Here is a 21077-nt window from a genome sequence, read left to right on the forward strand (position 1 = left end):
ATGAAAACCATCGACGTAAAAATCCTCGACCAGCGCATGAAGGACATGCTGCCGGCCTACGCCACGCAAGGCAGCGCGGGCCTCGACCTGCGCGCCTGCATCGACGAGGCGATCACCATCGAACCCGGCGCCACGGTGCTGATCCCGACCGGGATCGCCATCCACGTGGCCAACCCCGGCTACTGCGCGATGATCCTGCCGCGCAGCGGCATGGGTCACAAGAACGGCATCGTATTGGGTAATCTGGTAGGCTTGATCGACTCCGATTACCAAGGCCAGTTAATGGTCTCGACCTGGAACCGCGGGCAGCAGGCATTCACGCTGAACCCGATGGAGCGGCTGGCGCAGTTGATCGTCGTGCCGGTCGTGCAGGTGGGCTTTATCGTCGTCGACGAATTCGACTCGGACAAGGAAAGCGAACGCGGTGCTGGCGGCTTCGGCAGCACCGGCAAACAATAATAAACGAGGAACTCAAATGAAGCGCATCGATGCTCTGTGGCCGGCCCTGACGCTGGCGTTGTTGATGTCTGGCTGTGCCACCCGCACCCCACTCCAGCAAGGCCCCGTCCCCTCCGCGCCGTCGCGCGCGGCCGAACCAGAAGCACCGGTGCTGACGCCGCGCATGGCGGCCGAAGCCGAACAGCTCACCAGGATGGCGGCGCTGCAGGACCGCCTGTACCGCGTCGCAGCGCCGCTCCTGATCAACAACGCGGAGCTGTGCAAGTCCCAGGCGCGCAACCTGCTCGGTTTCACCGCCAAGAACCGCTACTCCTATCCCGGCGACTACAACGAAGCGGCGCACGTCGCCTTCGGCATGGGCGAACGGCTGCAAGTGACCGGCGTATTGGCCGGCAGCGGCGCCTCGCAGGCCGGCTTGCGCCGCGGCGACCGCCTCGTCACCGCGGGCGGCAAGCCCTTACCAAGCGGACCGAATGCATCGACCATGGCCGGCGCCGTGTTCGGGCCGCTGCTGGCGGCCCACCCGTCGCTGCCGATGGGCGTCGAACGCGATGGCAACAACAAGCAGCTCACCATCCCGGTCACGCGCGCCTGCGGTTTCGGCATCGAGCTGGGCAACTCGGACAACATTAATTCCTACGCCGATGGCTCGCGCGTGATGGTCACCCGCGGCATGATCAACTTCACCCGCAGCGATGACGAACTGGCTTACCTGCTCGCCAAAGGCATGGCGCACAACATGCTCGGCCACCATACCTCGCAGCGCTATGCCGGCACCGTGGGCGGCATCATCGACAATCTCGTCACCGTTAACCCCGACCAGTCGATGCTGATCGGCAGCGGCGGCGTCAAGGCGATGCCGGCCGAAGTCGACGCCGCGGCCGACCGCCTGGCCGTGTACCTGCTGGCGCGCGCCGGCTACAACCTCGATGGCGCGGCCCCGTTCTGGAAGCGTCTCGCCTCAACCTATCCGGCGTCGGTGCTGAACGGCTATGTGGCCAACCACCCCGCCACTTCGGCGCGCGCGGCCGCGATCGACAAGGCCGTGGCGGAAGTCGAAGCAAAGAAGAAGGACCGCAAGGCGCTGGTGCCCGATGCCGCCGTGGCCGCGGCGCCGGCTGCCGCTGCTGCGCCGACCGCTAAAAGTTCGGGAAGTTCGGAAAAAACGTCCCCATCACGTAAGTCAGCAACCCGCAAAACGCCACCACCGCCACCAGCACAATAAGCAAACGGCCGAACTTCGGCGAGCCGTCGTCTTTTTTTGTATCATGGGTCATGTTTAATTTACCGCGCCGTAGTTGAAGGCGCCAGTATATTCGATCCCATGGACAGCATCGACCTTGAAGTTCTGAAGACCTGCGCGGGCTGGGTCGCCGCGGGCCAACGCTGCCAGCTGGTCACGGTCGTCAAGACCTGGGGCTCGAGCCCGCGTCCGATCGGCGCCATGCTGGCGATCCGCGAGGACGGCCAGGTCGTCGGCTCGGTCTCCGGCGGCTGCATCGAAGACGACATGATCGAGCAGGTTCGCCTGCACGGCATCGAACGCACTGTCCCCGACATCGTCAGCTACGGCATCAGCGCCGACGAAGCGCACCGCTTCGGGCTGCCGTGCGGCGGCACCATCGAACTGGCGATCGAGCCACTTTCCCCAAACAGCGCCATCGCCGAGCTGCTCGCGCGCCTCGACCGGCACGAGCAGGTGGCGCGCCGGCTCGACCTGCGCACCGGCGCGGTGAGCATGACAAGCGCGCGGGCGGGCGCCGTCCAGCATGTCGAAGGCGACATGCTGTGCACCATCCACGGCCCGCGCTGGCGCCTGTTCATCATCGGCGCCGGCCAGTTGTCGCGCTTCGTCGCCCAGGTCGCCATGGCGATGGATTATCACGTGACCGTGTGCGACCCGCGCGAAGAGTATCGCAGCGGATGGACTGTCCCGGGCGTGACGCCTGTGCACATGATGCCCGACGACCTCGTGCTGGAAGCGCGCCTCGACAGCCGCAGCGCCGTGCTGGCCCTGACCCACGACCCGAAACTGGACGACCTGGCGCTAATGGAGGCGCTCAAGTCCGATGCCTTCTATGTGGGCGCGATCGGCTCGCGCCTGAACAATGCCAAACGGCGCGAGCGGCTCAAGCAATTCGACCTCAGCGACGAACAGCTGGCGCGCCTGCACGGGCCGGTGGGACTCTACATCGGCAGCAAGACGCCGGCCGAAATCGCCATCTCGATCCTGGCCGAGATGACCGCCGTGAAGAACGGCGTGCCCGCCGCGCAGCAGCTGAGCCACGCCGCCGCCCTCACCCCGCCCGGCACCAACGCCTGCATGCGCGACTAGCCGGATTCAATCGCAAGAATCAGGTTTCGTTCGCAACGGGACGCAGCCTACCCTATCGTTTTATCTCATCGGATCGTCAAATGAACACAGCAAACCTCCTTCGTCTAGTCCTGCTCGCGGCGATCTGGGGCAGTTCCTTCCTCTTCATGCGCATCAGCGCGCCGGTGCTCGGCCCCGCGGTGCTGATCGAATACCGCGTCGCCTTCGCCGCGGTGTTTCTCGCGATCGTCGGCTTCTTCCTGAAGAAGCGCCTCGACCTGCGCGCCAACTGGAAGCACTACCTGATGCTGGGCTTTTTCAATTCCGCGCTGCCGTTCCTGCTGTTCGCATACGCCGCGAGCACGCTGACGGCCTCGGTGCTGTCGGTGCTGAACGCGACAGCGCCGATGTGGGGCGCGCTGATCGGCGCCGTGTGGGCAAGCCAGAAGATCACCGCGCGCACCGCGTTCGGCCTCGTGCTTGGGACGCTCGGCGTCGCCCTGCTGGTCGGCTTCGACCATGCGACCAAGAAGCCAGGCGCCGCGCTGGCCGTCGTCGCTGCGCTGGGCGGCGCCTTCAGCTACAGCGTCGCCAGCGCGTACGCGCGCCAGGCCCGCTCGATCGAGCCGTTCGCCAACGCGCACGGCAGCATGTGGGCCGCGACCTTGCTGGTGATTCCCGCCCTGCCCTTCTTTCCCGCGCCGGCCGAACCGACGCTCGGCATCATGGGCGCGGCGCTGGCGCTCGGCGTGATGTGCAGCGGGATCGCCTACATCATCTACTTCAAGCTGATCGAAGAAGTCGGCCCGACCTCGGCCCTGACGGTCACCTTCCTCAATCCGCTGTTCGGCATCCTGTGGGGCGTGCTGTTCCTCGGCGAGACGGTCGGCTGGTACACCGCCGCCGGCGCCGCCATCGTTATCACCGGCACCGCGCTGGTGACCGGCTTCGTGCCGCGCTTCGGCGCACGGGCCGCGGCATCCGCGCAGTGATGCAGGTAACGATCGCGCTCCCCGCCGGCTACCAGAGCGCCGACGTCCTCGCCTTTCACAGCCGCGATGCGGAGGGCGTGGCCGAGCAGGTCACCGAAGATCGGATCCTCAAGGGCGTGCTGCTCGACGGCGTGCCGGTGCTGTTCGACGTGGCGCTGACGCCGTTCGAGGCGCTGTGCGACGTCCATGCCGATGGCGCGCTGACGCCAAAGGCCGAGCAGATGGTGCAGGAAGCGCTGCTGAACATTCTTGGGCTGCGCATCGATCCGGCGCCTTTTCTCAAGCTGGCCAGCGATGACGACCTGATGGGCGACGTAGCGCGCCGCCGCCCGCATTTGCGCATCGTGCAGTCGGCCACGATCTTCGAAGCGCTGACTTGGGCGATTATCGGCCAACAGATCAACCTGACCTTCGCCATCGCGCTGCGCCGCACCTTCATCCTGCAGGCGGGCGTGCAGCACAGCAGCGGAGTGTGGTGTTATCCCGAAGCGAAACAGGTGGCGGCGCTGGCACTGGCCGATCTCACCTCGCGAAAATTCTCCGGCGCGAAGGCCGAAACCTTGCTGCGCCTCGCGAAACTGGTGGCGGCCGGCGAGCTGCGGCTCGACCGCGCCGACGACATCGAACATGCGAGTGCGGCTCTGCTGGCAGTGAAGGGCATCGGCCCATGGACGGTCAACTACGCGCTGCTACGGGGATACGGCTACGCCGACTGCTCACTTCATGGCGACGTTGCAATCCGCGCCGCCTTGCAGCACCTGCTGGGCGAAGCCGCCAAGCCCGACATGCCGCGCACCGAAGCCCTGCTCGAGCGCTACAAGCCGCATCGCACGATGGCGGCTGCCCATCTTTGGGCCAGCCTGCAAGACCAATGAAAACAGCTTAATTTCGCAACGCGATCGCGCAAACGACTACGACGTTTTCATACGTGTAGCCAACGACTTGAAATCGACTTCCAGAGCGAGACGCGATATAAAAGCGATGCAATTCCAATGCGCCAGGATAGGTCTTGCTCACCTACCACTTTTACCGGCATCCAACCATAGGTTCGCTTGAATTCATCCCAACCAAGGCCGAGTTGTGCGATTTCGTCGAGACAGCTCAAGACATCGATAGCTGCATCGCTCCCAAAATCGTCCAGGCTCGAGCGAAATCGCGCGTCCGACTTGGTATCAAACCGAACCAATTTTTTTCGACGACTTCAGTTCGGCGATCAATTGCTGGAATTCTTCATGAGTTGTAGGCTTAACCTTGCCGGCGGCCACAACTTTAAGGTGGTATGTGAAGTCGAAGCCCTCTGGAAGTTGCAAAGGAGGGATAGGCTCGCCATTCAAAATGGTTGGCGCAGCGTCTGAGGAATTTTGTGTCGCAGTGGAAGACTCTACGGCACGGTTTTGCTTTTTCATATCGTTGGGGACATGGGCAGCGGGTGAACGAACATTATACGTCCGTTCGCCCCAGCCGATTTGGGCACCCGCAACCATGGGCGCATGTCAAACCGAGAACCAAGAACAAAAAAGCCGCCAGTTCTTTCGAACCGACGGCTTGTTTGCTGAATTCTGGTTGCGGGGACAGGATTTGAACCTGTGACCTTCGGGTTATGAGCCCGACGAGCTGCCAGACTGCTCCACCCCGCGTCTGTGCAATCATTATAGGGGCTTCGGCCGATTTAGGCAATATTAATCCACAGTGGATGTGCGATTGCAGCATCCAATGTACGGCGCGGCAGCCTTTTTACCGCCCGCCCACTGCGGCGCGTGCCCCTCATTCGGTGTAAAGTAAGCGAAATACCATTCTTCCGGCTACCTATGAAATTTTGTTCCGAATGCGCCCATCCGGTGGCACTGGCGATCCCCGAGGGCGACAACCGGCCTCGCTACGTCTGCGGCCAGTGCGACGCAATCCACTATGAAAATCCCAAGCTGGTGATCGGTTCGCTGCCGGTGTGGGAACAGGACGGCGACATCAAGGTGCTGCTGTGCAAGCGCGCGATCGAGCCGCGCTACGGCTACTGGACCCTGCCGGCCGGCTTCATGGAAAACAACGAGACGACCGCCGAAGCCGCCATCCGCGAAACCGAAGAGGAAGCCGGCGCCAACGTCGAGCTGGGCCCGCTGTACACCCTGCTCAACGTTGCCCACGTTCATCAGGTGCATCTGTTTTACCTGGCGCGCCTGCGCGACCTGAACTTTGCGCCCGGCATCGAAAGCCTCGAAGTGCAGCTGTTCAGCGAGCGCGACATCCCGTGGGACGACCTCGCCTTCCCCACCATCCGCACGACGCTCGAGCTGTTCTTCGCCGACCGCCGCAAGGTGCGCGAAGGCGGCAGCTACGGTTTCCACAGCCACGACATCGTGCGCCCGATGCGCTCGTCAGGCGCGCCCGACTGAGCCATGATTCCCTGGCTCGAATCGAACACCCCGTTTCCCGACGTCTCGCACGCGCTGACGATCGACGCGCCCGGCCTGCTGGCCGCGGGCGCCGACTTGTCGCCGCAGCGCCTGCTGCAAGCCTACCAGCACGGCATCTTTCCGTGGTTCTCCGAAGGCCAGCCCATCCTGTGGTGGAGCACCGACCCGCGCATGGTGCTGCGCACCGACGCCTTTCGCGTCAGCGACAGCCTGCGCAAGACCTTGCGCAAGGTCGAGCGCAGCATGGAACCGGGCGGCCGCTGGCAGGTGCGCTTCGACAGCGCCTTCGAGGAGGTGATGCGCGCCTGCGCCGCACCGCGCCGCGACGGGCCCGGCACCTGGATCTCGAAGGACATCATCGCCGGCTACACCGGCCTGCATGCGATGGGCCACGCGCACTCGTCCGAACTGTGGCTCGACGGCGAACTGGTCGGCGGCGCCTACGGCGTCTGCATCGGCCACATGTTCTACGGCGAATCGATGTTCGCCCGCGTCACCGACGGCTCCAAGGTCGCGCTCGCTTACCTGGTCGCCTTTTTGCGCAGCCACGGCGTGGCGATGATCGACTGCCAGCAGGAGACCGGGCACCTGGCGTCGCTGGGCGCGGCGCCGATTCCGCGCGCCGCTTTCCTGGACCACGTGCGGCGCGCTATCCACGAGCCCGAAATCACCGGCTGGCGCCCCGTGCCACCGTTGGAATCGGTGCGGTGACAAGTCCAAACTTTCGATAGAATAGAGTCAATCGTAGCGCAACCGTCACTCCGCGAGCTCCGCATGACGCACCTGAACGACCTGCCCTTCTCGACGCTGCAGTTCTACACTACGGCGCCCTACCCGTGCAGCTACCTCGACGCTCGCCAGGCGCGCTCCCAGGTGGCCACGCCTTCGCACCTGATCAACGCCGACGTCTACTCCGAACTGGTCAAGAGCGGCTTTCGCCGCAGCGGCATCTTCACCTACCGCCCGTATTGCGACGGCTGCCACGCCTGTATCCCGGTGCGGGTGCGCGCCGCCGAATTCACGCCCAGCCGCGGCCAGCGCCGCGCCGCCAAGCGCCACGCCTCGCTCGCTGCGATCGTCGCCAACCTCGGCTTCTCGGACGAGCACTACGCGCTCTACCTGCGCTACCAAAGCACGCGCCACGTCGGCGGCGGCATGGACCAGGACAGCCGCGACCAGTACGCCCAGTTCCTGCTGCAAAGCCGCGTCAATACCCGCCTCGTGGAATTCCGCGAGCCGGACGGCACCCTGCGCATGGTGTCGATCATCGACGTGCTGTCGGACGGCCTGTCGTCGGTCTACACCTTCTTCGACCCGGACGTGCCGGGCGCCTCGTTCGGCACCTACAACGTGATGTGGCAGATCGCCCAGGCCGACGAACTGGGCCTGCCCTACGTGTATCTGGGCTACTGGATCGAGCAAAGTCCGAAGATGGCCTACAAGGTTAACTTCCGGCCGCTCGAGGCGCGCATCAATGGCGCTTGGGGGCTGCTCGACAAGTAGGTAAAATGAGCGGTCTGCACCAACCCCTGCCCGCCATGTCCGATAAACTGCTGTACGCCCTTACGCGCCCCCTTCTTTTTTCGCTCGATCCCGAAGCGGCCCACAACCTGACCCTGCCCGCGCTGAACCGCGCCGCCGCGTTCGGCCTCACGCGCGCCTTCCCCAGTCCGGAAGCCGATCCGCGCACCGTCATGGGCATCAGCTTCCCCAACCCGGTCGGCCTGGCCGCGGGGCTGGACAAGGACGGCGCCTACATCGACGGTCTCGCCGCGCTGGGCTTCGGCTCGATCGAGGTGGGCACCGTGACGCCGCGCCCGCAGGCCGGCAATCCGAAGCCGCGCATGTTCCGCCTGCCGCAGGCGAAGGCCATCATCAACCGCATGGGCTTCAACAACGGGGGCGTCGACGCCTTCGTCGCCAACGTGCAGGCGTCGAAGTTCTACCAGAATAAGGAAGGCGTGCTGGGCCTGAACATCGGCAAGAACGCCGACACCCCGATCGAGCGCGCCGCCGAGGATTACCTGCACTGCCTCGAAAAGGTGTACCCGTACGCGAGCTACGTGACGGTCAACATCTCGTCGCCGAACACCAAGAACCTGCGCCAGCTGCAGGGCGCCTCCGAACTCGACGCGCTGTTGTCGCAGCTGAAGGCGGCGCAGTCGCGCCTGGCCGACCAGTACAAGCGCTACGTGCCGATCACACTGAAGATCGCGCCTGACATCGACACCGAGCAGGCCCGGAACATCGCCGGCGCCCTGCTGCGCCACAAGATCGACGGCGTCATCGCCACCAACACCACGCTGTCGCGCACTGCGGTCGAAGGCATGGAACATGGCGCCGAAGCGGGCGGCCTGTCGGGCGCGCCGGTGTTCGAACTGTCGAACATCGTGATCCGCAAGCTCAAATCCGAACTCGGCGACGAGTTGCCGATCATCGGCGTGGGCGGCATCATGCGCGGCGCCGACGCCAAGGCCAAGTTCGACGCCGGCGCCTCGCTGGTGCAGCTGTACAGCGGCCTGATTTACGCCGGCCCCGCGCTGGTACGCGACTGCGCGCGCGCGCTGAAAGGCGCATGATGAAGACCACACTGCTCGGAACCAGCGATCTGCGCGTATCCAACGTCTGCCTGGGCACGATGACCTTCGGCGAACAGAACACCGAAGCCGACGCCCACAGCCAGCTCGATTACGCGCTGGAGCGCGGCATCAACTTCATCGACACGGCCGAAATGTACCCGGTGATGCCGCGCGCCGAGACGCAGGGATCGACCGAGCGCTTCATCGGCTCGTGGCTCAAGAAAACCGGCAAGCGCAACGACGTCGTTCTGGCGACCAAGGCGGCCGGCCCGAATCCGGCGCTGCACTGGGTCCGCGGCGGCAAGCAGAACCTCGATGCGGCCAGCCTGCAGGCCGCCGTCGAGACCAGCCTGCGGCGCCTTCAGACCGACCACATCGACCTGTACCAGCTGCACTGGCCGAGCCGCAACCTGCCGATCTTCGGCGCGAGCCAGTTCGATCCAAAAAACGAACGCAGCAGCGTGGCCATCGAAGACACGCTGGCGGCGCTGGGCAAGCTGGTCGACGCCGGCAAGATCGGCCACATCGGCGTGTCCAACGAAAGCTCGTGGGGCGTGTGCGAATTCACGCGCCAGGCCGAAGCGAAGGGCCTGCCGCGCATCGCGACGATCCAGAACCTGTACAACCTGACCGCGCGCGGCTTCGAAACCAGCCTGCTGGATGAGACCTGCTACCGCGAGAATGTGGGGCTGCTGGCGTACAGCCCGCTGGCGTTCGGCCAGTTGAGCGGCAAGTACATCGACAACCCGAAGGCGCACGGCCGGCTGACGATTTTCCCGCCGACCTGGAGCCCGCGCTATTTGCGGCCGACGGTGCTGGCGGCGGTGAAGGACTACGCGCAGCTGGCGCGCGAGAACGGGATGACCCCGGCGCAGATGGCGCTGGCGTGGTGCTATTCGCGCTGGTTCGTGGCTTCCACGATCATCGGCGCGACCACCCTGGCGCAACTGAAGGAAAACATCGACGCTGCGAACACCGTGCTGCCGGACCATTTGGTCGCCGCAATCGACGCCATCCACGCGCGCCTGCCGAATCCCGGCCAGTAATCAGCTGGTGGTGTCGATCGCGGCATTCATCGCGCGATCGATCTCCGCCCGCGTCAACTCCGGCGCAAACTGCTCGATGAAGTGATAAGCGAACGACCGCAGATATGCGCCGCGCCGCACCGCCAGCCGCGTCACGTTCGGCGCAAACAGGTGCGACGCCCCGATCGCGCGCAGCCCCTTGTCGCGGCCATGATCGAACGCCATCGACGCCACCAGCCCCACGCCCAGACCCAGCGACACGTACTGCTTGATGACGTCCGAGTCCATTGCCGTCAGCACGATGTCGGGCTTGACGCCCGCATCGACGAACGCCGCGTCGATATGTCCGCGGCCGGTAAATCCCACGTCGTACGTAATCAGCGGGTAGCGCCCAAGGTCCTCGAGCCTGATCGGCGAATGCGCCAGCAGCGGATGCCCATCCGGCACAACGATCAGGTGGCTCCAGCGATAGCACGGGAACGACACCAGGTCGGGAAACTGCGACAGGCCTTCGGTCGCGATGCCGAAATCGGCCTTGCCCGACAAGATCCACTCGGCGATGTGGTCGGGCGCGCTTTGCTGGAGCGCGATGCGCACTTCGGGGAAGTCCGCGCGAAACGACTGCACCACCTTCGGCAGCGCATAACGCGCCTGCGTGTGGGTCGCCGCGATCGTCAGCGTGCCGCTTTTCTGCCCGGAGTATTCGGCGCTTGCCTGCTGCAGGTTCTCCGCTTCCACCAGCAGCCGGTCGACTATCTTCAGGATGCCCTTGCCCGGGTCGGTGAGGCCGGTTAGGCGCTTGCCGTTGCGCTCGAAGATCACCACGCCCAGTTCATCTTCCAGCTCGCGGATCTGCCGGCTCACGCCCGGCTGCGACGTGAACAGCGCGTTCGCCACCTCGGTGAGGTTGTAGTTCCGGCGCGCCGCTTCCCGGATCGAACGCAGCTGCTGAAAATTCATATCGCCGCTCCCTGGTCGACGAACACCTGCATGCGGCGCGGCCGCACCACCAGCGTCTCGCCGTCCTTCAGCTCCAGCTCGCGGAAGCGATCGTTCGGAATCACCGCGTCGATCAGCTCCGCATTGTCGGATCGCTCGAGGTCGAGCTGGGCCAGCGGCCCGATCGCGTGTGAGCGGCGCAGCTTGACCACGATGCCTTCGGCGCCCGGCACATACCGATCCACTTCGAGGTCGTGCGGCCGCACGTAGGCGATGCCGTTGCTGTTCTGGACTGCGGCGTGGTCGGGCACGTGGAAGTTGGCGTCGCCGCTGGCCAGCACGCCTTCGTGCACGCGGCCGTGGAACAGGTTGACGTTGCCGAGGAAGCCGTAGACGAACGGCGAAGCCGGGTGGTTGTACACCGAATCGGGCGTGCCAAGCTGCTCGACGTGTCCCTTGTTCATGAGGACCACCTGGTCGGCCACTTCCAGCGCCTCTTCCTGGTCGTGGGTGACGAAGATGCTGGTCACGTGCAGGTCGTCGTGCAGGCGCCGCAGCCAGCGCCGCAGTTCCTTGCGCACCTTGGCGTCGAGCGCGCCGAACGGCTCGTCGAGCAGCAGCACGCGCGGCTCGACCGCGAGCGCGCGCGCCAGTGCGATGCGCTGCCGCTGGCCGCCCGACAGCTGCGGCGGATAGCGATCGGCCAGCCAGTCGAGCTGCACCAGTTCGAGCAGGCTGCGCACCTTGTCGCGGATCGCCTCCTCGCTCGGACGCTCCTTGCGCGGCCGCACGCGCAGGCCGAAGGCGACGTTCTCGAACACGGTCATGTGCTTGAACAGCGCGTAGTGCTGGAACACGAAGCCGACCTGGCGCTCGCGCACGTGGCGCGCAGACGCATCCTGGCCGTCCAGCAGCACCTTGCCGGAATCGGGATGTTCGAGGCCGGCGATGATGCGCAGCAGCGTGGTCTTGCCGCAGCCGGAAGGTCCCAGCAGCGCGGTCAGCTCGCCGGCCGGGAATTGCAGCGAGACGTCGTCGAGCGCGGTGAACTGGCCGAACTGCTTGCGGATATGCTGGACTTCGATGGTCATGCTGTAAGCTCCAAAATGCGCGCGTCGGCTTCGACGGATTGTTGTTGATGCAGCCGCCATTCGATGAAGGACTTGAGCGCCAGGGTCACCAGCGCCAGCAAGGCAAGCAGCGAGGCGATCGCGAAGGCGGCCGCGAAGTTGTATTCGTTGTAGAGGATCTCGACCTGCAGCGGCATGGTGTTGGTCTCGCCGCGGATGTGGCCCGACACCACCGACACCGCGCCGAACTCGCCCATCGCGCGGGCGTTACACAGGATCACGCCATACAGCAGGCCCCATTTGATGTTCGGCAGCGTCACGCGGCGGAAGGTGTTCCAGCCCGAGGCGCCCAGCACCAGAGCGGCCTCTTCTTCCTCGGTGCCCTGCGACTGCATCAGCGGAATCAGCTCGCGCGCGACGAAGGGGAAAGTGATGAACACCGTCGCCAGCACGATGCCCGGCACCGCGAACAAGATCTTGATGTCGTGCGCCTGCAGCCACGGCCCGAACCAGCCCTGCGCGCCGAACAGCAGCACGTAGATCAGGCCCGAGATCACCGGCGACACGGAGAACGGCAGGTCGATCAGCGTGAGCAGGATGCTCTTGCCGCGGAATTCGAACTTGGCGATGGCCCACGAGGCGGCGACGCCGAACACGAGGTTCAACGGCACCGACACGATGGCGGCGATCAAGGTGAGCTTGATGGCGGAAACCGCGTCCGGATCGGTGATCGCGGCCAGGTAGGCCTGCCAGCCCTTCTTGAAGGCCTCGGCGAACACCGCGACCAGCGGCACGAACAGGAACAAGGTCAGGAAGCCCAGCGCCACGGTGATGAGCGCGATGCGCACCCACGGCGGCTCGAACACGTTGGACATGACCGGCAGTTCGCCGCGGCGCGGCGCCGCCGCCGGAATCGGGGTATCGAGAACGGCGCTCATTTTTTCCCCGCCCGGTTGCGCGACCAGGCCTGTAGCAGGTTAATCGCCAACAGCATCAGGAAGGACGCGAGCAGCATCACGACCGCGATCGCGGTAGCGCCGGCGTAGTCGTACTGTTCCAGCTTGGTGATGATGAACAGCGGCGTGATCTCGGACACCATCGGCATGTTCCCGGCGATGAAGATGACCGAGCCGTATTCGCCGGTGGCGCGCGCGAAGGCCAGCGCGAAGCCGGTCAGCAGCGCCGGCATGATGGTGGGGAAGACCACGCGCAGGAAGATCTGCAGCGAGCTGGCGCCAAGGCTGGCGGCCGCTTCTTCTAGTTCGCGCTCGGCTTCTTCCAGCACCGGCTGCACCGTGCGCACCACGAACGGCAGACCGATGAAGGTCAGCGCAACGACCACGCCGACCGGCGTGAACGCGATCTTCAGGCCGAGCGGCTCGAGGTAGCGGCCGATCCAGCCGTTCTGCGAATACAGCGCGGTCAGCGTGATGCCGGCGACCGCGGTCGGCAGCGCGAACGGCAGGTCGACCAGCGCGTCGACGAAGCGCTTGCCGGGGAATTTATAGCGCACCAGCACCCAGGCGACGACGCCGCCGAACACCACGTTAATCGCCGCGGCGATCAGCGAGGCGCCGAAACTTAGCTTGTACGATGCGACCACGCGCTCGGACGTGACGGCGTGCCAGAACGCTTCCCAGGTCATGGTGAAGGTCTTGACGAACACCGCCGACAGCGGAATCAAAACGATCAGGCACAGGTAGAACACGGTGAAGCCGAGCGAAAGCCCGAAGCCGGGCATGACCCGGAACGGTGCGGCGCGCGGCGTGGGAAGGGTGACTGCGGGCATTCGGTCCTCTTATTACGGATTCTTCTATCAGAACTCGATAATCGCACCTGAAACTCATAACGCAAACGAAGCATTTCTCATTTGCATAGATCAAACAGCTATTAAGCCGGATCAGGAAATCAACTTCGCGGCCACCGCGGTCAGGGTGGTGGCGAGCACGCCGCGCAGGAAGCGCTCCGGGATGGCGCGCGCGGCCCAGGAGCCCAGCGTGATGCCCGGCACCGAGCCGAGCAGCAGCGTGCCGAGCAGGGTCCAGTCGATCGAGCCGAGCCACCAATGGCCGAAGGCGGCAATCGCGGTCAGCGGCACGGCGTAGGCGATGTCGGTGCCGGCTACTTCGGCCGAGCTCATGCGCGGATACAGCATCACCAGCAGGGTCGCGCCGATGGCGCCGGCGCCGATCGACGAAATGGTGACGAGGATGCCGAGCACGGCGCCAGCGACGACGGTCGCGGCGGTCAGCGCGCGGCCGTGCAGCTGGCGGCTGGGCTTGGCGTTGACCCAGGCCAGCAGGTTGGCCTTGAACAGCAGCGCGGTCACGGTCAGCAGCACCGAGCCGGCGATCGAATAGCGGATCACCTGGCCGATGTGTGCGTCGAGGGCGCCGTACTGCTTCAGCGCGAGCGTGGCGAGCACGGCCGCGGGCAGCGCGCCGGCGCACAGCCGGCGCACGATGTCCCAGCGCACGGTCCCGCGCAGGCGGTGGGTGAAGGTGCCGAAACCCTTGGTGATCGAGGCGAACGCCAGGTCGGTGCCGACCGCGACCGAAGGCGGCACGCCGAACAGCAGGGTCAGCAGCGGCGTCATCAGCGAGCCTCCGCCCACGCCCGTCATGCCGACCAGCAAGCCGACCGCGAAGCCGGAGAGTACATAGGTCAATAGCATACAAATCCCTCAAGTTAGCGTCGAGAGTAAGCTAACTGAGCGATATGGCAAACGACCGAGATCTTATTTGCTTATGCGCGCGGGGTTAGGGCCAGATCCGCCGGATCGGCCCCAGATACTTGATTAGTCAAGTTTATTTGCCCGGCTGCGGCGTCAGCCGCAGGTACGGCCGCTCAGCCTTGTAGCCGCCCGGATACTTTTGCTTGATCACTTCCGGATCCTGCACCGTCAGCGGAATGATCACGTCGTCGCCTTGCTTCCAGTTGCCCGGCGTGGCCACCGTGTACTTGTCGGCGACCTGCAGCGCGTCGATCACCCGCAGCACCTCTTCGAAATTGCGACCGCAGCTCATCGGATAGGTGATCATCAGCCGCACTTTCTTCTGCGGATCGATGACGAACAGCGAGCGCACCGTCGCCGTGGCCGAGGCCTCGGGATGAATCATGTCGTACAACGTGGCCACCTTGCGGTCCGCGTCGGCGATGATGGGAAAGTTCACCACGGTCTTCTGGGTCTCCTCGATGTCACCGATCCACTGCTTGTGCGAGTCGACCGGATCGACCGACAGCGCCAGCGCCTTGACGTTGCGCTTGTCGAACTCGGGCTTGAGTTTGGCCGTCAGCCCCAGCTCGGTGGTGCAGACCGGCGTGAAGTCGGCCGGATGGGAAAACAGCACGACCCACGAGTCCCCTGCCCACTCGTGGAATTTGATCTTGCCAGTCGAAGAATCCTGCTCGAAATCGGGGGCGGTGTCGCCCAAGCGTAAGGTCATGGTGGTCTCCAGAGATGAGTGAATCAGGCCAGTGCCGGATAATGATTGTGCGCCCGTTCGTACAATAAATGCAACGCCTCCTGTCCAAACTGCCAGTGTCCCAGTAGCGATTCGGCGTTGATGTGGCCGCGCGCGCCGGCGTCGATCAGCAGGCTGCCCCAGCGCGCGGCCCAGCGCGCGGCGTGCTCGGCGCGCATCCAGGGATCGTCGCGGCTGCTCACGAGCACCGTGGCGCACGCCGGCGGCTGCCGCGGCAACAGCGCCGCCACCCCGAACTTGTCCGGATCGGCCGGGGCGACCAGCAAGGCGCCTGCGACCCTGGCCGGATTGCGCGCGATGCTGTACATCGCCGCCAGGCAGCCGAAGCTGTGCGCGATGAACAGCGCGGGCCGCGGATCGCGCGCGCGTGCCTGGTCCACCCGCGCCGCCCATGCGAGCAGGTCCGGCGTGTTCCAGTCGTGTTGTCGAACGCGGTCGAATTCCGGATGACGCTGCTGCCACAGGGTCTGCCAGTGCCCCGGTCCGCTATCGTGCAGGCCGGGAACGACGATGACGTGAAATTCGGGATAAAGCTGCTGCGCCATGTTGCCTCCTTGACTCCGAGCTTACGGCGGGCGCGGGCGAAAAGGAAGGAATCGTTCGGCGCAAGCTTATGCGCGCGTTGAATAAATCTGCAGATGCGGTCAGTAGAAGCGGTTGAACAGCACGGTCGCCCACGCCGCCACAGAAATGAGAATCGACAAGGCCACCGCCGTGCTGCCCATGTCCTTGGCGTTCTTCGACAGCGGATTGGGGTCGAGCGAAATGCGGTCGACCACGGTCTCGATCGCCGAATTGATCAGCTCGACGATGAGCACGAAGATCATCAGCGCGACCAGCATCAGCTTCTCGAAGGCCGACACGCGCAGGCTCAGCGCCACGATGGTGCCGATGACCACGATCACCAGTTCCTGCCGGAATGCCGCCTCGTAGCGCCAGGCGGCCTTGAAACCGTCGACCGAATAACTGAATGCCGCGAAGATGCGCTTGATGCCATTTTTGCTTTTGAACTCGCTGACGGGTCGGGTCATGGGATGCAGTGAATGAGTGACGATGCGCCATTATGCGCTGGCGCGACAATGCATGGGAAGATTGCCAAGCATTTTCACATTATGGTATAAAGACTGCAACCGATACCGCACTGCACCAACCACATCATGAAAATTGAACCGATCGAAACCGCCAAAACCTCGATTCAAGTGATTGAGCGCATGGTCGCCCTGCTCGACGCGCTGGCGACCTACAGCGACCCGGTCAGCCTGAAGGAATTGTCGAAGGTATCCGGCCTCCACCCTTCAACGGCGCACCGGATTTTGAACGACATGGTCATCACGCGCTTCGTCGACCGGGTCGAGCCCGGCACCTACCGGCTCGGCATGCGGCTGCTGGAATTGGGCAATGTGGTCAAGAGCCGGCTGTCGGTGCGCGAGGCCGCGCTCGATTTCATGCGTGCACTGCACAAAAAAACCCAGCAGACCATCAACCTGTCGGTGCGCCAGGGCGACGAGATCGTCTACATCGACCGCGCCTTCTCCGAGCGGTCGGGGATGCAGGTGGTGCGCGCGATCGGCGGGCGCGGTCCGCTGCACCTGACCTCGACCGGCAAGCTGTTCCTGTCGGTGGACGATCCAAAGGCGATCCGCTCCTACGCCACCCGCACCGGGCTGGCCGGGCACAACAAGAATTCGATCACCGACCTGGCGCGCCTCGAGCGCGAGCTGAGCCTGGTGCGTGCGCGCGGCTATGCGCGCGACAACGAGGAACTGGAGCTGGGGGTGCGCTGCATGGCCGCCGGCATCCATGACGACAGCGGCAAGCTGATCGCCGGCCTGTCGATTTCGGCGCCGGCCGACCGCTTGCAGGAAGAGTGGCTCGAGGACCTGGTGCAGACTGCCAACAGCATCTCGGCGACGCTGGGCTATTCGCCGGCGCCGTAAAAAAATGGGGCCAGGTCCATCGGCCCTGCCCCGGTCTTGCACGCGCCACGCGAATTAGTCTGAACTTATTCGAAACGACCCGGTCTGACTACAAAGTCAGCCGATCCCTGGCGGCTGCTTGAGCGCTTCGAGCCACTTGCGCATGCGTCCCGCGTCCGCGGTGCGTGACAGCTTGCCCTTGGAATCGAGGAACACCATGATCACCGCGCGTCCCTGGATCATGGCCTGCATCACCAGGCAACGCCCAGCTTCATTGATGAAGCCGGTTTTCTGCAAGCCGATATCCCAGTCGGGATTGGCGACGAGACGGTTGGTGTTGGAGTAGTGCATGATGCGTCCGCCCGCGTCGACTTCGGTCTTCGGGTCGGTCGAGTATTCGCGAAGCAATGGTTCCTGGTGCGCGACGATGGCCAGCTTCGCGAGGTCGCGCGCGCTGGCGACGTTGCGGCTCGACAGCCCGCTCGAATCGACATACCGCGTGTCGTGCATGCCGAGTTCTTTCGCCTTTGCGTTCATGGCCGCGACGAAAGCGGTGATGCCGCCCGGATAGTTGCGGCCCAGCGCGGACGCGGCCCGGTTCTCCGAGCTCATCAGGGCGATGTGCAACAGGTCGCCGCGCGTCATGCGCGATCCCACCGACAGGCGCGAATGGGTGTGCTTTTCGTGATCGATGTCTTCCTCGGTCACCGTCAGCATTTCGTTCATGTCCTGCTGGGCCTGGACAACGACCAGGCCGGTCATCAGCTTGGTGATCGAGGCGATCGGCAAGGCGACGTTGGCGTTCTTTTCGAACAGCACTTCGGAGCTGGTCTGGTCGAGCACCAGCGCGACGTTCGAAGCGAGCGCGAGCGGATCGCGCGTGAGGTTCAGGCCGGCCGCGTCGCCGGCGCTGCGCGGGACGGGCGCGACGATGAAATTGGCGCTGCGCACAGGCCGGAAAGTGACGACGCGCTTGCCGCGCACCACCGACACCTGGCGCACCATGCGCGGCTTGCCGGCCGCGACGGCGTCGCCGGCGTCCCTGCGCTTGACCTTCTTGACGGTGTGTTTCTTCGCCGATGCGTGCGGGCGTCCGGCCGCCTGGGCCTCGGCGACCGGCGACAGGATGAACAGCAGTGAAACGATGGCGCCCAGCGCGAGCTTATACATCTGTAAATCCTTTGAAGCGAACTGAAGATTGTCTCGTTGCAGTGTAGCAAACCACTCGTCAATGGCAAGCAAATTTAACCTTCAAAGCAATTACTTATGCACTAGCGCAACGGTCACAGCGATGTGACAGCGCGTCCATATAGTGTACGCCTTTAGTCGAGAAACCGTACAAATTCGCCAACAGGAACGCGCTCCGTGATCAAGGAATTCTCGATTTTCGCCGGATCGGCGTAGCCCAGCGCCATGCCGCAGACCACCGTCTCGTTGTCAGGCAAGCCCAGCTGTTCGCTGATGATACGGTGGAACTGCGTGAACGCCGCCTGCGGGCAGGTGTCGAGGCCGCGGCCGCGCGCGGCGACCATGATGTTCTGCAAGAACATGCCGTAATCGAGCCACGAGCCCTGCTCCAGCACCCGGTCGATCGTGAAGATCAGGCCGACCGGGGCGTCGAAGAAGCGGTAGTTGCGCCCGTGCTGAGCGGCCATGCCGGCCTTGTCGTCGCGCGTCAGGCCGAGCAGCGCGTACAGGTCCCAGCCGACCTTGCGGCGGCGCTCGACGAACGGCGACACCCACTGGCGCGGATAGTAGGCGTATTCCTCGGTGTGGGCGCTGGCCGCCTCCTTGTCGTGATACACCTTCAGGATCGCGTCCGACAGGCGCTCCTTGGCCGCGCCGGTCAGCACGGTGACGCGCCACGGCTGGATATTGGTGCCGGACGGCGCCCGCGCGCTGACCTGCAGGATCGCTTCGATGTCTTCGCGCGCCACCGGGGTCGGCAGGAAAGCGCGGATCGAGCGGCGCGAGGCGATCGCCTCGTCCACCATCTGTTGTTGTTCTGTTGAAATCATCGTCTCCTCTATTTTTTCACGACAAACACCACGCCAAGCACCGCCACCACCATCCCGACCATGCCCATCAGGCTGAACACTTCGCCGAACATCAGCCAGGCCATGATCGCCGTCGTCGGCGGCGTCAGGTACAGCAAGCTGGTGACCTGGGTCGCGTCGCTGCGGCGCAAGAGCTTGAACAGCAGGAAGATCGCGCCGATCGACAACGCGAACACCGACCACAGCAAGGCGCCGATGAAGCGCGGCGTCCACGCCACCGAACTGAACTGTAAATCGAAGCCTTCCAGCCAGATCGCCACCGGCAGCAGAGCCAGCACCGTCGCCGCGAACTGGATCACGGTGCCGGTGCGCAGATCGAAGCGCGGGCAGTGATGCTTCTGATACATCGTGCCGACGGTGATCGACAGCAGCGCCAGCAGGCACAGCACGATCGCCGTCGCCGAAAGCCCAATCAGGTTGATTTTAGCAGCGACGACCAGGGCCACACCGACGAAACCGAACAGGAAGCCGAGCCACTGGCGCGGCCGCACCTTTTCGCCGATCAGCGGCGCCGCGGCGGCCGTCAAGATCGGCTGCATGCCGACGATCAGCGCCGACAGGCCGGCCGGCATGCCCAGCTTGATGGCGCACCACACGCCGGACAGGTAACCGGCCTGCAACAGCAAGCCGGCGACGGCGATGTGGCCGATCGCGCGGCGTTCGGGCCATGGCGCCTTCCAGATCATGACGCAGGGAACCAGCACCAGCAGCACGCAGGCGCAGCGCAGGATCAGAAAGGTCAGCGGCGGCGCGTACGGCAGGCCGAACTTGGCGACGATGAACCCGCTGCTCCACAGCAAAACGAAAAAGATGGGAATTGGCGACAGCCAGGGGGCGCCCTGGCGCGCCGCAGCATGGATGGAGGTATCGGGCATGAATCAGTTGCGCATTCGAGACATGAGTTATCAGCCGATGCGCCGGACCGGCAGGCAGGAAAGCGCGATGCTGTCAGCATAGCATGCTGGAGAAATTGACGTTTCCGCCTCACATTCCCTAGGGTCGACAGAGGTGAGTATGCTATGCCGCATAGGAAATTTAACTATTGTCAAACGATAACAATATTTTAATTTGTGCGCTGCACCAAAAGTGCTTGACGCGCGTGGAAAACTCAGTAGAATAGGAATTGTTGCGGCGCACAATACATCGCCCGCCAGAAGTTCTCGGTTCACCTGCTTCACCGATCACAGCAACATTCGCTAACGCTATTCAACACACCCTGGAGAATCACATGTTTGCAATCCCTGAGCAGTTTTCGAACGCCACCAAAGCCAACTTCGAAGCGCAGTTCGCGATGTTTTCGTCGCTGACCGCCAAAGCATTCGAAGGTATGGAAAAGCTGGTGGACCTGAACATCACCGCCGCCAAGGCATCGCTGGAAGAGTCGTCGTTCGCCACGCGCCAGCTGCTGTCGGCCAAGGATCCACAAGAATTCTTCGCGCTGAGCGCCGCGCAAGCCCAGCCAACCGCAGAGAAAGCCATTTCGTACAGCAAGCAAGTCGCTGCGATCGCCGCCGGCACCCAGGCTGAGTTCACCAAGGCCGCCGAGACCCAGATCGCCGAGACCAACCGCAAGGTCATCTCGCTGGTCGACGAAGTCAGCAAGAACGCGCCTGCCGGTTCGGAGAACGTCGTTGCCGCATTCAAGGCCACCCTAGGCAACGCCAACGCCGGTTACGAGCAGTTCACCAAGACCACCAAGCAAGCGGTCGAGGCGATCGAGTCGAACATGAGCGCCGCCGTCAGCCAGTTCACCCAGGCTGCTGCCAAGGTTGCGCCGAAGGCTGCTGCGAAGAAGTAAAAGTCAACACCAGGGTCCGACCCCATCGGGTC

24 protein-coding genes and 1 tRNA gene are annotated in these 21077 nt (G+C 64.3%); 12 read left to right on the top strand and 13 right to left on the bottom strand.

From position 1 onward, the window contains the following. The 5 genes from dut (at position 1) to AC1D02_RS14910 (ending at position 4640) form a co-directional block, all read left to right on the top strand. Positions 1-459: a dUTP diphosphatase gene (dut, locus tag AC1D02_RS14890; protein ID WP_477318155.1), complete on the top strand. Its 459-nt coding sequence runs from the start codon at positions 1-3 to the stop codon at positions 457-459. A 16-nt stretch (positions 460-475) separates the two neighbouring features. Beyond that, positions 476-1684, top strand: coding sequence for a M48 family metalloprotease (locus tag AC1D02_RS14895; protein ID WP_477318157.1), 1209 nt, complete (start codon positions 476-478; stop codon positions 1682-1684). A 99-nt stretch (positions 1685-1783) separates the two neighbouring features. After that, positions 1784-2794, top strand: coding sequence for an XdhC family protein (locus AC1D02_RS14900; protein ID WP_477318159.1), 1011 nt, complete (start codon positions 1784-1786; stop codon positions 2792-2794). Positions 2795-2874: 80 nt separating this feature from the next. Further along, positions 2875-3765 carry a DMT family transporter gene (locus AC1D02_RS14905; protein ID WP_477318161.1) on the top strand — a complete coding sequence of 297 codons (891 nt, stop codon included), beginning with the start codon at positions 2875-2877 and terminating at the stop codon, positions 3763-3765. Next, a complete protein-coding gene (locus AC1D02_RS14910) occupies positions 3765-4640 on the top strand; it encodes a DNA-3-methyladenine glycosylase 2 (RefSeq protein ID WP_477318163.1) in 876 nt (291 codons plus the stop codon). Before AC1D02_RS14905 ends, AC1D02_RS14910 begins: the two co-directional genes overlap by 1 nt. Positions 4641-4937: 297 nt before the next feature. Here AC1D02_RS14910 and AC1D02_RS14915 read toward each other — a convergent pair whose 3' ends face one another. Further along, a complete protein-coding gene (locus tag AC1D02_RS14915; protein WP_477318165.1) occupies positions 4938-5249 on the bottom strand; it encodes a hypothetical protein in 312 nt (103 codons plus the stop codon). 76 nt (positions 5250-5325) lie between these two features. Further along, positions 5326-5402 (bottom strand) — tRNA-Met (locus AC1D02_RS14920). Between the two features lie 171 nt (positions 5403-5573). On the opposite strand from AC1D02_RS14920, the gene AC1D02_RS14925 reads away from it, so the two are divergent. From AC1D02_RS14925 to AC1D02_RS14945, 5 genes are all read left to right on the top strand, one after another. Further along, positions 5574-6155, top strand: a complete 582-nt coding sequence (locus AC1D02_RS14925) for an NUDIX hydrolase (protein WP_477318167.1) — start codon at positions 5574-5576, stop codon at positions 6153-6155. Positions 6156-6158: 3 nt separating this feature from the next. After that, positions 6159-6887: a leucyl/phenylalanyl-tRNA--protein transferase gene (gene aat / locus AC1D02_RS14930; protein WP_477318169.1), complete on the top strand. Its 729-nt coding sequence runs from the start codon at positions 6159-6161 to the stop codon at positions 6885-6887. A gap of 63 nt (positions 6888-6950) precedes the next feature. After that, positions 6951-7679, top strand: coding sequence for an arginyltransferase (locus AC1D02_RS14935; RefSeq protein WP_477318171.1), 729 nt, complete (start codon positions 6951-6953; stop codon positions 7677-7679). 35 nt (positions 7680-7714) lie between these two features. Beyond that, positions 7715-8755, top strand: coding sequence for a quinone-dependent dihydroorotate dehydrogenase (locus AC1D02_RS14940; protein WP_477318173.1), 1041 nt, complete (start codon positions 7715-7717; stop codon positions 8753-8755). Further along, positions 8755-9801 (top strand): aldo/keto reductase, encoded by a 1047-nt coding sequence (locus AC1D02_RS14945; protein WP_477318420.1) that lies wholly within the window; start codon positions 8755-8757, stop codon positions 9799-9801. Before AC1D02_RS14940 ends, AC1D02_RS14945 begins: the two co-directional genes overlap by 1 nt. Here AC1D02_RS14945 and AC1D02_RS14950 read toward each other — a convergent pair whose 3' ends face one another. From AC1D02_RS14950 to AC1D02_RS14985, 8 genes are all read right to left on the bottom strand, one after another. Then, positions 9802-10740, bottom strand: a complete 939-nt coding sequence (locus tag AC1D02_RS14950; protein WP_477318175.1) for a CysB family HTH-type transcriptional regulator — start codon at positions 10738-10740, stop codon at positions 9802-9804. Then, positions 10737-11810, bottom strand: a complete 1074-nt coding sequence (locus tag AC1D02_RS14955) for a sulfate/molybdate ABC transporter ATP-binding protein (RefSeq protein ID WP_477318177.1) — start codon at positions 11808-11810, stop codon at positions 10737-10739. Before AC1D02_RS14955 ends, AC1D02_RS14950 begins: the two co-directional genes overlap by 4 nt. Continuing rightward, complete coding sequence (gene cysW, locus AC1D02_RS14960; RefSeq protein WP_477318179.1) at positions 11807-12727, bottom strand: sulfate ABC transporter permease subunit CysW; 921 nt, start codon at positions 12725-12727, stop codon at positions 11807-11809. Before cysW ends, AC1D02_RS14955 begins: the two co-directional genes overlap by 4 nt. Next, the gene (cysT, locus tag AC1D02_RS14965; RefSeq protein WP_477318181.1) at positions 12724-13578 is read right to left on the bottom strand and encodes a sulfate ABC transporter permease subunit CysT; all 855 of its coding nucleotides are present in this window, start codon (positions 13576-13578) and stop codon (positions 12724-12726) included. The genes cysW and cysT overlap by 4 nt, the downstream gene beginning before the upstream one ends. 111 nt (positions 13579-13689) lie before the next feature. Then, positions 13690-14463, bottom strand: a complete 774-nt coding sequence (locus tag AC1D02_RS14970; RefSeq protein WP_477318183.1) for a sulfite exporter TauE/SafE family protein — start codon at positions 14461-14463, stop codon at positions 13690-13692. Positions 14464-14596: 133 nt separating this feature from the next. Beyond that, positions 14597-15235 carry a peroxiredoxin gene (locus tag AC1D02_RS14975; protein ID WP_477318185.1) on the bottom strand — a complete coding sequence of 213 codons (639 nt, stop codon included), beginning with the start codon at positions 15233-15235 and terminating at the stop codon, positions 14597-14599. Between the two features lie 23 nt (positions 15236-15258). Continuing rightward, a complete protein-coding gene (locus tag AC1D02_RS14980; protein ID WP_477318187.1) occupies positions 15259-15819 on the bottom strand; it encodes an RBBP9/YdeN family alpha/beta hydrolase in 561 nt (186 codons plus the stop codon). A 99-nt stretch (positions 15820-15918) separates the two neighbouring features. Continuing rightward, positions 15919-16305 (bottom strand): diacylglycerol kinase, encoded by a 387-nt coding sequence (locus AC1D02_RS14985; RefSeq protein WP_477318189.1) that lies wholly within the window; start codon positions 16303-16305, stop codon positions 15919-15921. Positions 16306-16431: 126 nt separating this feature from the next. Between AC1D02_RS14985 and AC1D02_RS14990 the strand changes: the two genes are divergently transcribed. Next, entirely contained in the window at positions 16432-17211 is a 780-nt protein-coding gene (locus AC1D02_RS14990; protein ID WP_477318191.1) for an IclR family transcriptional regulator, read from the top strand. A gap of 96 nt (positions 17212-17307) precedes the next feature. Here AC1D02_RS14990 and pbpG read toward each other — a convergent pair whose 3' ends face one another. The 3 genes from pbpG to AC1D02_RS15005 all read right to left on the bottom strand — a co-directional run bounded on the left by pbpG (position 17308) and on the right by AC1D02_RS15005 (position 20122). Next, positions 17308-18360 (bottom strand): D-alanyl-D-alanine endopeptidase, encoded by a 1053-nt coding sequence (gene pbpG / locus AC1D02_RS14995; protein WP_477318193.1) that lies wholly within the window; start codon positions 18358-18360, stop codon positions 17308-17310. 152 nt (positions 18361-18512) lie between these two features. Continuing rightward, entirely contained in the window at positions 18513-19208 is a 696-nt protein-coding gene (locus AC1D02_RS15000) for a nitroreductase (protein ID WP_477318195.1), read from the bottom strand. Positions 19209-19216: 8 nt separating this feature from the next. Further along, complete coding sequence (locus AC1D02_RS15005) at positions 19217-20122, bottom strand: DMT family transporter (protein WP_477318197.1); 906 nt, start codon at positions 20120-20122, stop codon at positions 19217-19219. Positions 20123-20475: 353 nt separating this feature from the next. Here AC1D02_RS15005 and phaP point away from each other — a divergent pair, with 353 nt between their 5' ends. Then, the gene (phaP, locus tag AC1D02_RS15010) at positions 20476-21045 is read left to right on the top strand and encodes a TIGR01841 family phasin (protein ID WP_477318199.1); all 570 of its coding nucleotides are present in this window, start codon (positions 20476-20478) and stop codon (positions 21043-21045) included. The last annotated feature ends 32 nt before the right edge of the window (positions 21046-21077 follow it).

It is taken from the genome of Massilia sp. P1_C10 (assembly GCF_056406475.1).

Bases quoted from the DNA above. Each gene is read 5' to 3' on its own strand.
- AC1D02_RS14945 (WP_477318420.1), top strand. From the start codon at position 8,755: ATGAAGACCACACTGCTCGGAACCAGCGATCTGCGCGTATCCAACGTC.
- cysW (WP_477318179.1), bottom strand. From the start codon at position 12,727: ATGAGCGCCGTTCTCGATACCCCGATTCCGGCGGCGGCGCCGCGCCGC.
- AC1D02_RS15000 (WP_477318195.1), bottom strand. From the start codon at position 19,208: ATGATTTCAACAGAACAACAACAGATGGTGGACGAGGCGATCGCCTCG.
- AC1D02_RS14895 (WP_477318157.1), top strand. From the start codon at position 476: ATGAAGCGCATCGATGCTCTGTGGCCGGCCCTGACGCTGGCGTTGTTG.
- AC1D02_RS14935 (WP_477318171.1), top strand. From the start codon at position 6,951: ATGACGCACCTGAACGACCTGCCCTTCTCGACGCTGCAGTTCTACACT.
- AC1D02_RS15005 (WP_477318197.1), bottom strand. From the start codon at position 20,122: ATGCCCGATACCTCCATCCATGCTGCGGCGCGCCAGGGCGCCCCCTGG.
- AC1D02_RS14975 (WP_477318185.1), bottom strand. From the start codon at position 15,235: ATGACCTTACGCTTGGGCGACACCGCCCCCGATTTCGAGCAGGATTCT.
- AC1D02_RS14970 (WP_477318183.1), bottom strand. From the start codon at position 14,463: ATGCTATTGACCTATGTACTCTCCGGCTTCGCGGTCGGCTTGCTGGTC.
- AC1D02_RS14905 (WP_477318161.1), top strand. From the start codon at position 2,875: ATGAACACAGCAAACCTCCTTCGTCTAGTCCTGCTCGCGGCGATCTGG.
- AC1D02_RS14900 (WP_477318159.1), top strand. From the start codon at position 1,784: ATGGACAGCATCGACCTTGAAGTTCTGAAGACCTGCGCGGGCTGGGTC.
- AC1D02_RS14925 (WP_477318167.1), top strand. From the start codon at position 5,574: ATGAAATTTTGTTCCGAATGCGCCCATCCGGTGGCACTGGCGATCCCC.
- AC1D02_RS14915 (WP_477318165.1), bottom strand. From the start codon at position 5,249: ATGGTTGCGGGTGCCCAAATCGGCTGGGGCGAACGGACGTATAATGTT.
- pbpG (WP_477318193.1), bottom strand. From the start codon at position 18,360: ATGTATAAGCTCGCGCTGGGCGCCATCGTTTCACTGCTGTTCATCCTG.
- AC1D02_RS14980 (WP_477318187.1), bottom strand. From the start codon at position 15,819: ATGGCGCAGCAGCTTTATCCCGAATTTCACGTCATCGTCGTTCCCGGC.
- cysT (WP_477318181.1), bottom strand. From the start codon at position 13,578: ATGCCCGCAGTCACCCTTCCCACGCCGCGCGCCGCACCGTTCCGGGTC.
- phaP (WP_477318199.1), top strand. From the start codon at position 20,476: ATGTTTGCAATCCCTGAGCAGTTTTCGAACGCCACCAAAGCCAACTTC.
- AC1D02_RS14950 (WP_477318175.1), bottom strand. From the start codon at position 10,740: ATGAATTTTCAGCAGCTGCGTTCGATCCGGGAAGCGGCGCGCCGGAAC.
- AC1D02_RS14990 (WP_477318191.1), top strand. From the start codon at position 16,432: ATGAAAATTGAACCGATCGAAACCGCCAAAACCTCGATTCAAGTGATT.
- AC1D02_RS14940 (WP_477318173.1), top strand. From the start codon at position 7,715: ATGTCCGATAAACTGCTGTACGCCCTTACGCGCCCCCTTCTTTTTTCG.
- aat (WP_477318169.1), top strand. From the start codon at position 6,159: ATGATTCCCTGGCTCGAATCGAACACCCCGTTTCCCGACGTCTCGCAC.
- AC1D02_RS14955 (WP_477318177.1), bottom strand. From the start codon at position 11,810: ATGACCATCGAAGTCCAGCATATCCGCAAGCAGTTCGGCCAGTTCACC.
- AC1D02_RS14985 (WP_477318189.1), bottom strand. From the start codon at position 16,305: ATGACCCGACCCGTCAGCGAGTTCAAAAGCAAAAATGGCATCAAGCGC.
- dut (WP_477318155.1), top strand. From the start codon at position 1: ATGAAAACCATCGACGTAAAAATCCTCGACCAGCGCATGAAGGACATG.
- AC1D02_RS14910 (WP_477318163.1), top strand. From the start codon at position 3,765: ATGCAGGTAACGATCGCGCTCCCCGCCGGCTACCAGAGCGCCGACGTC.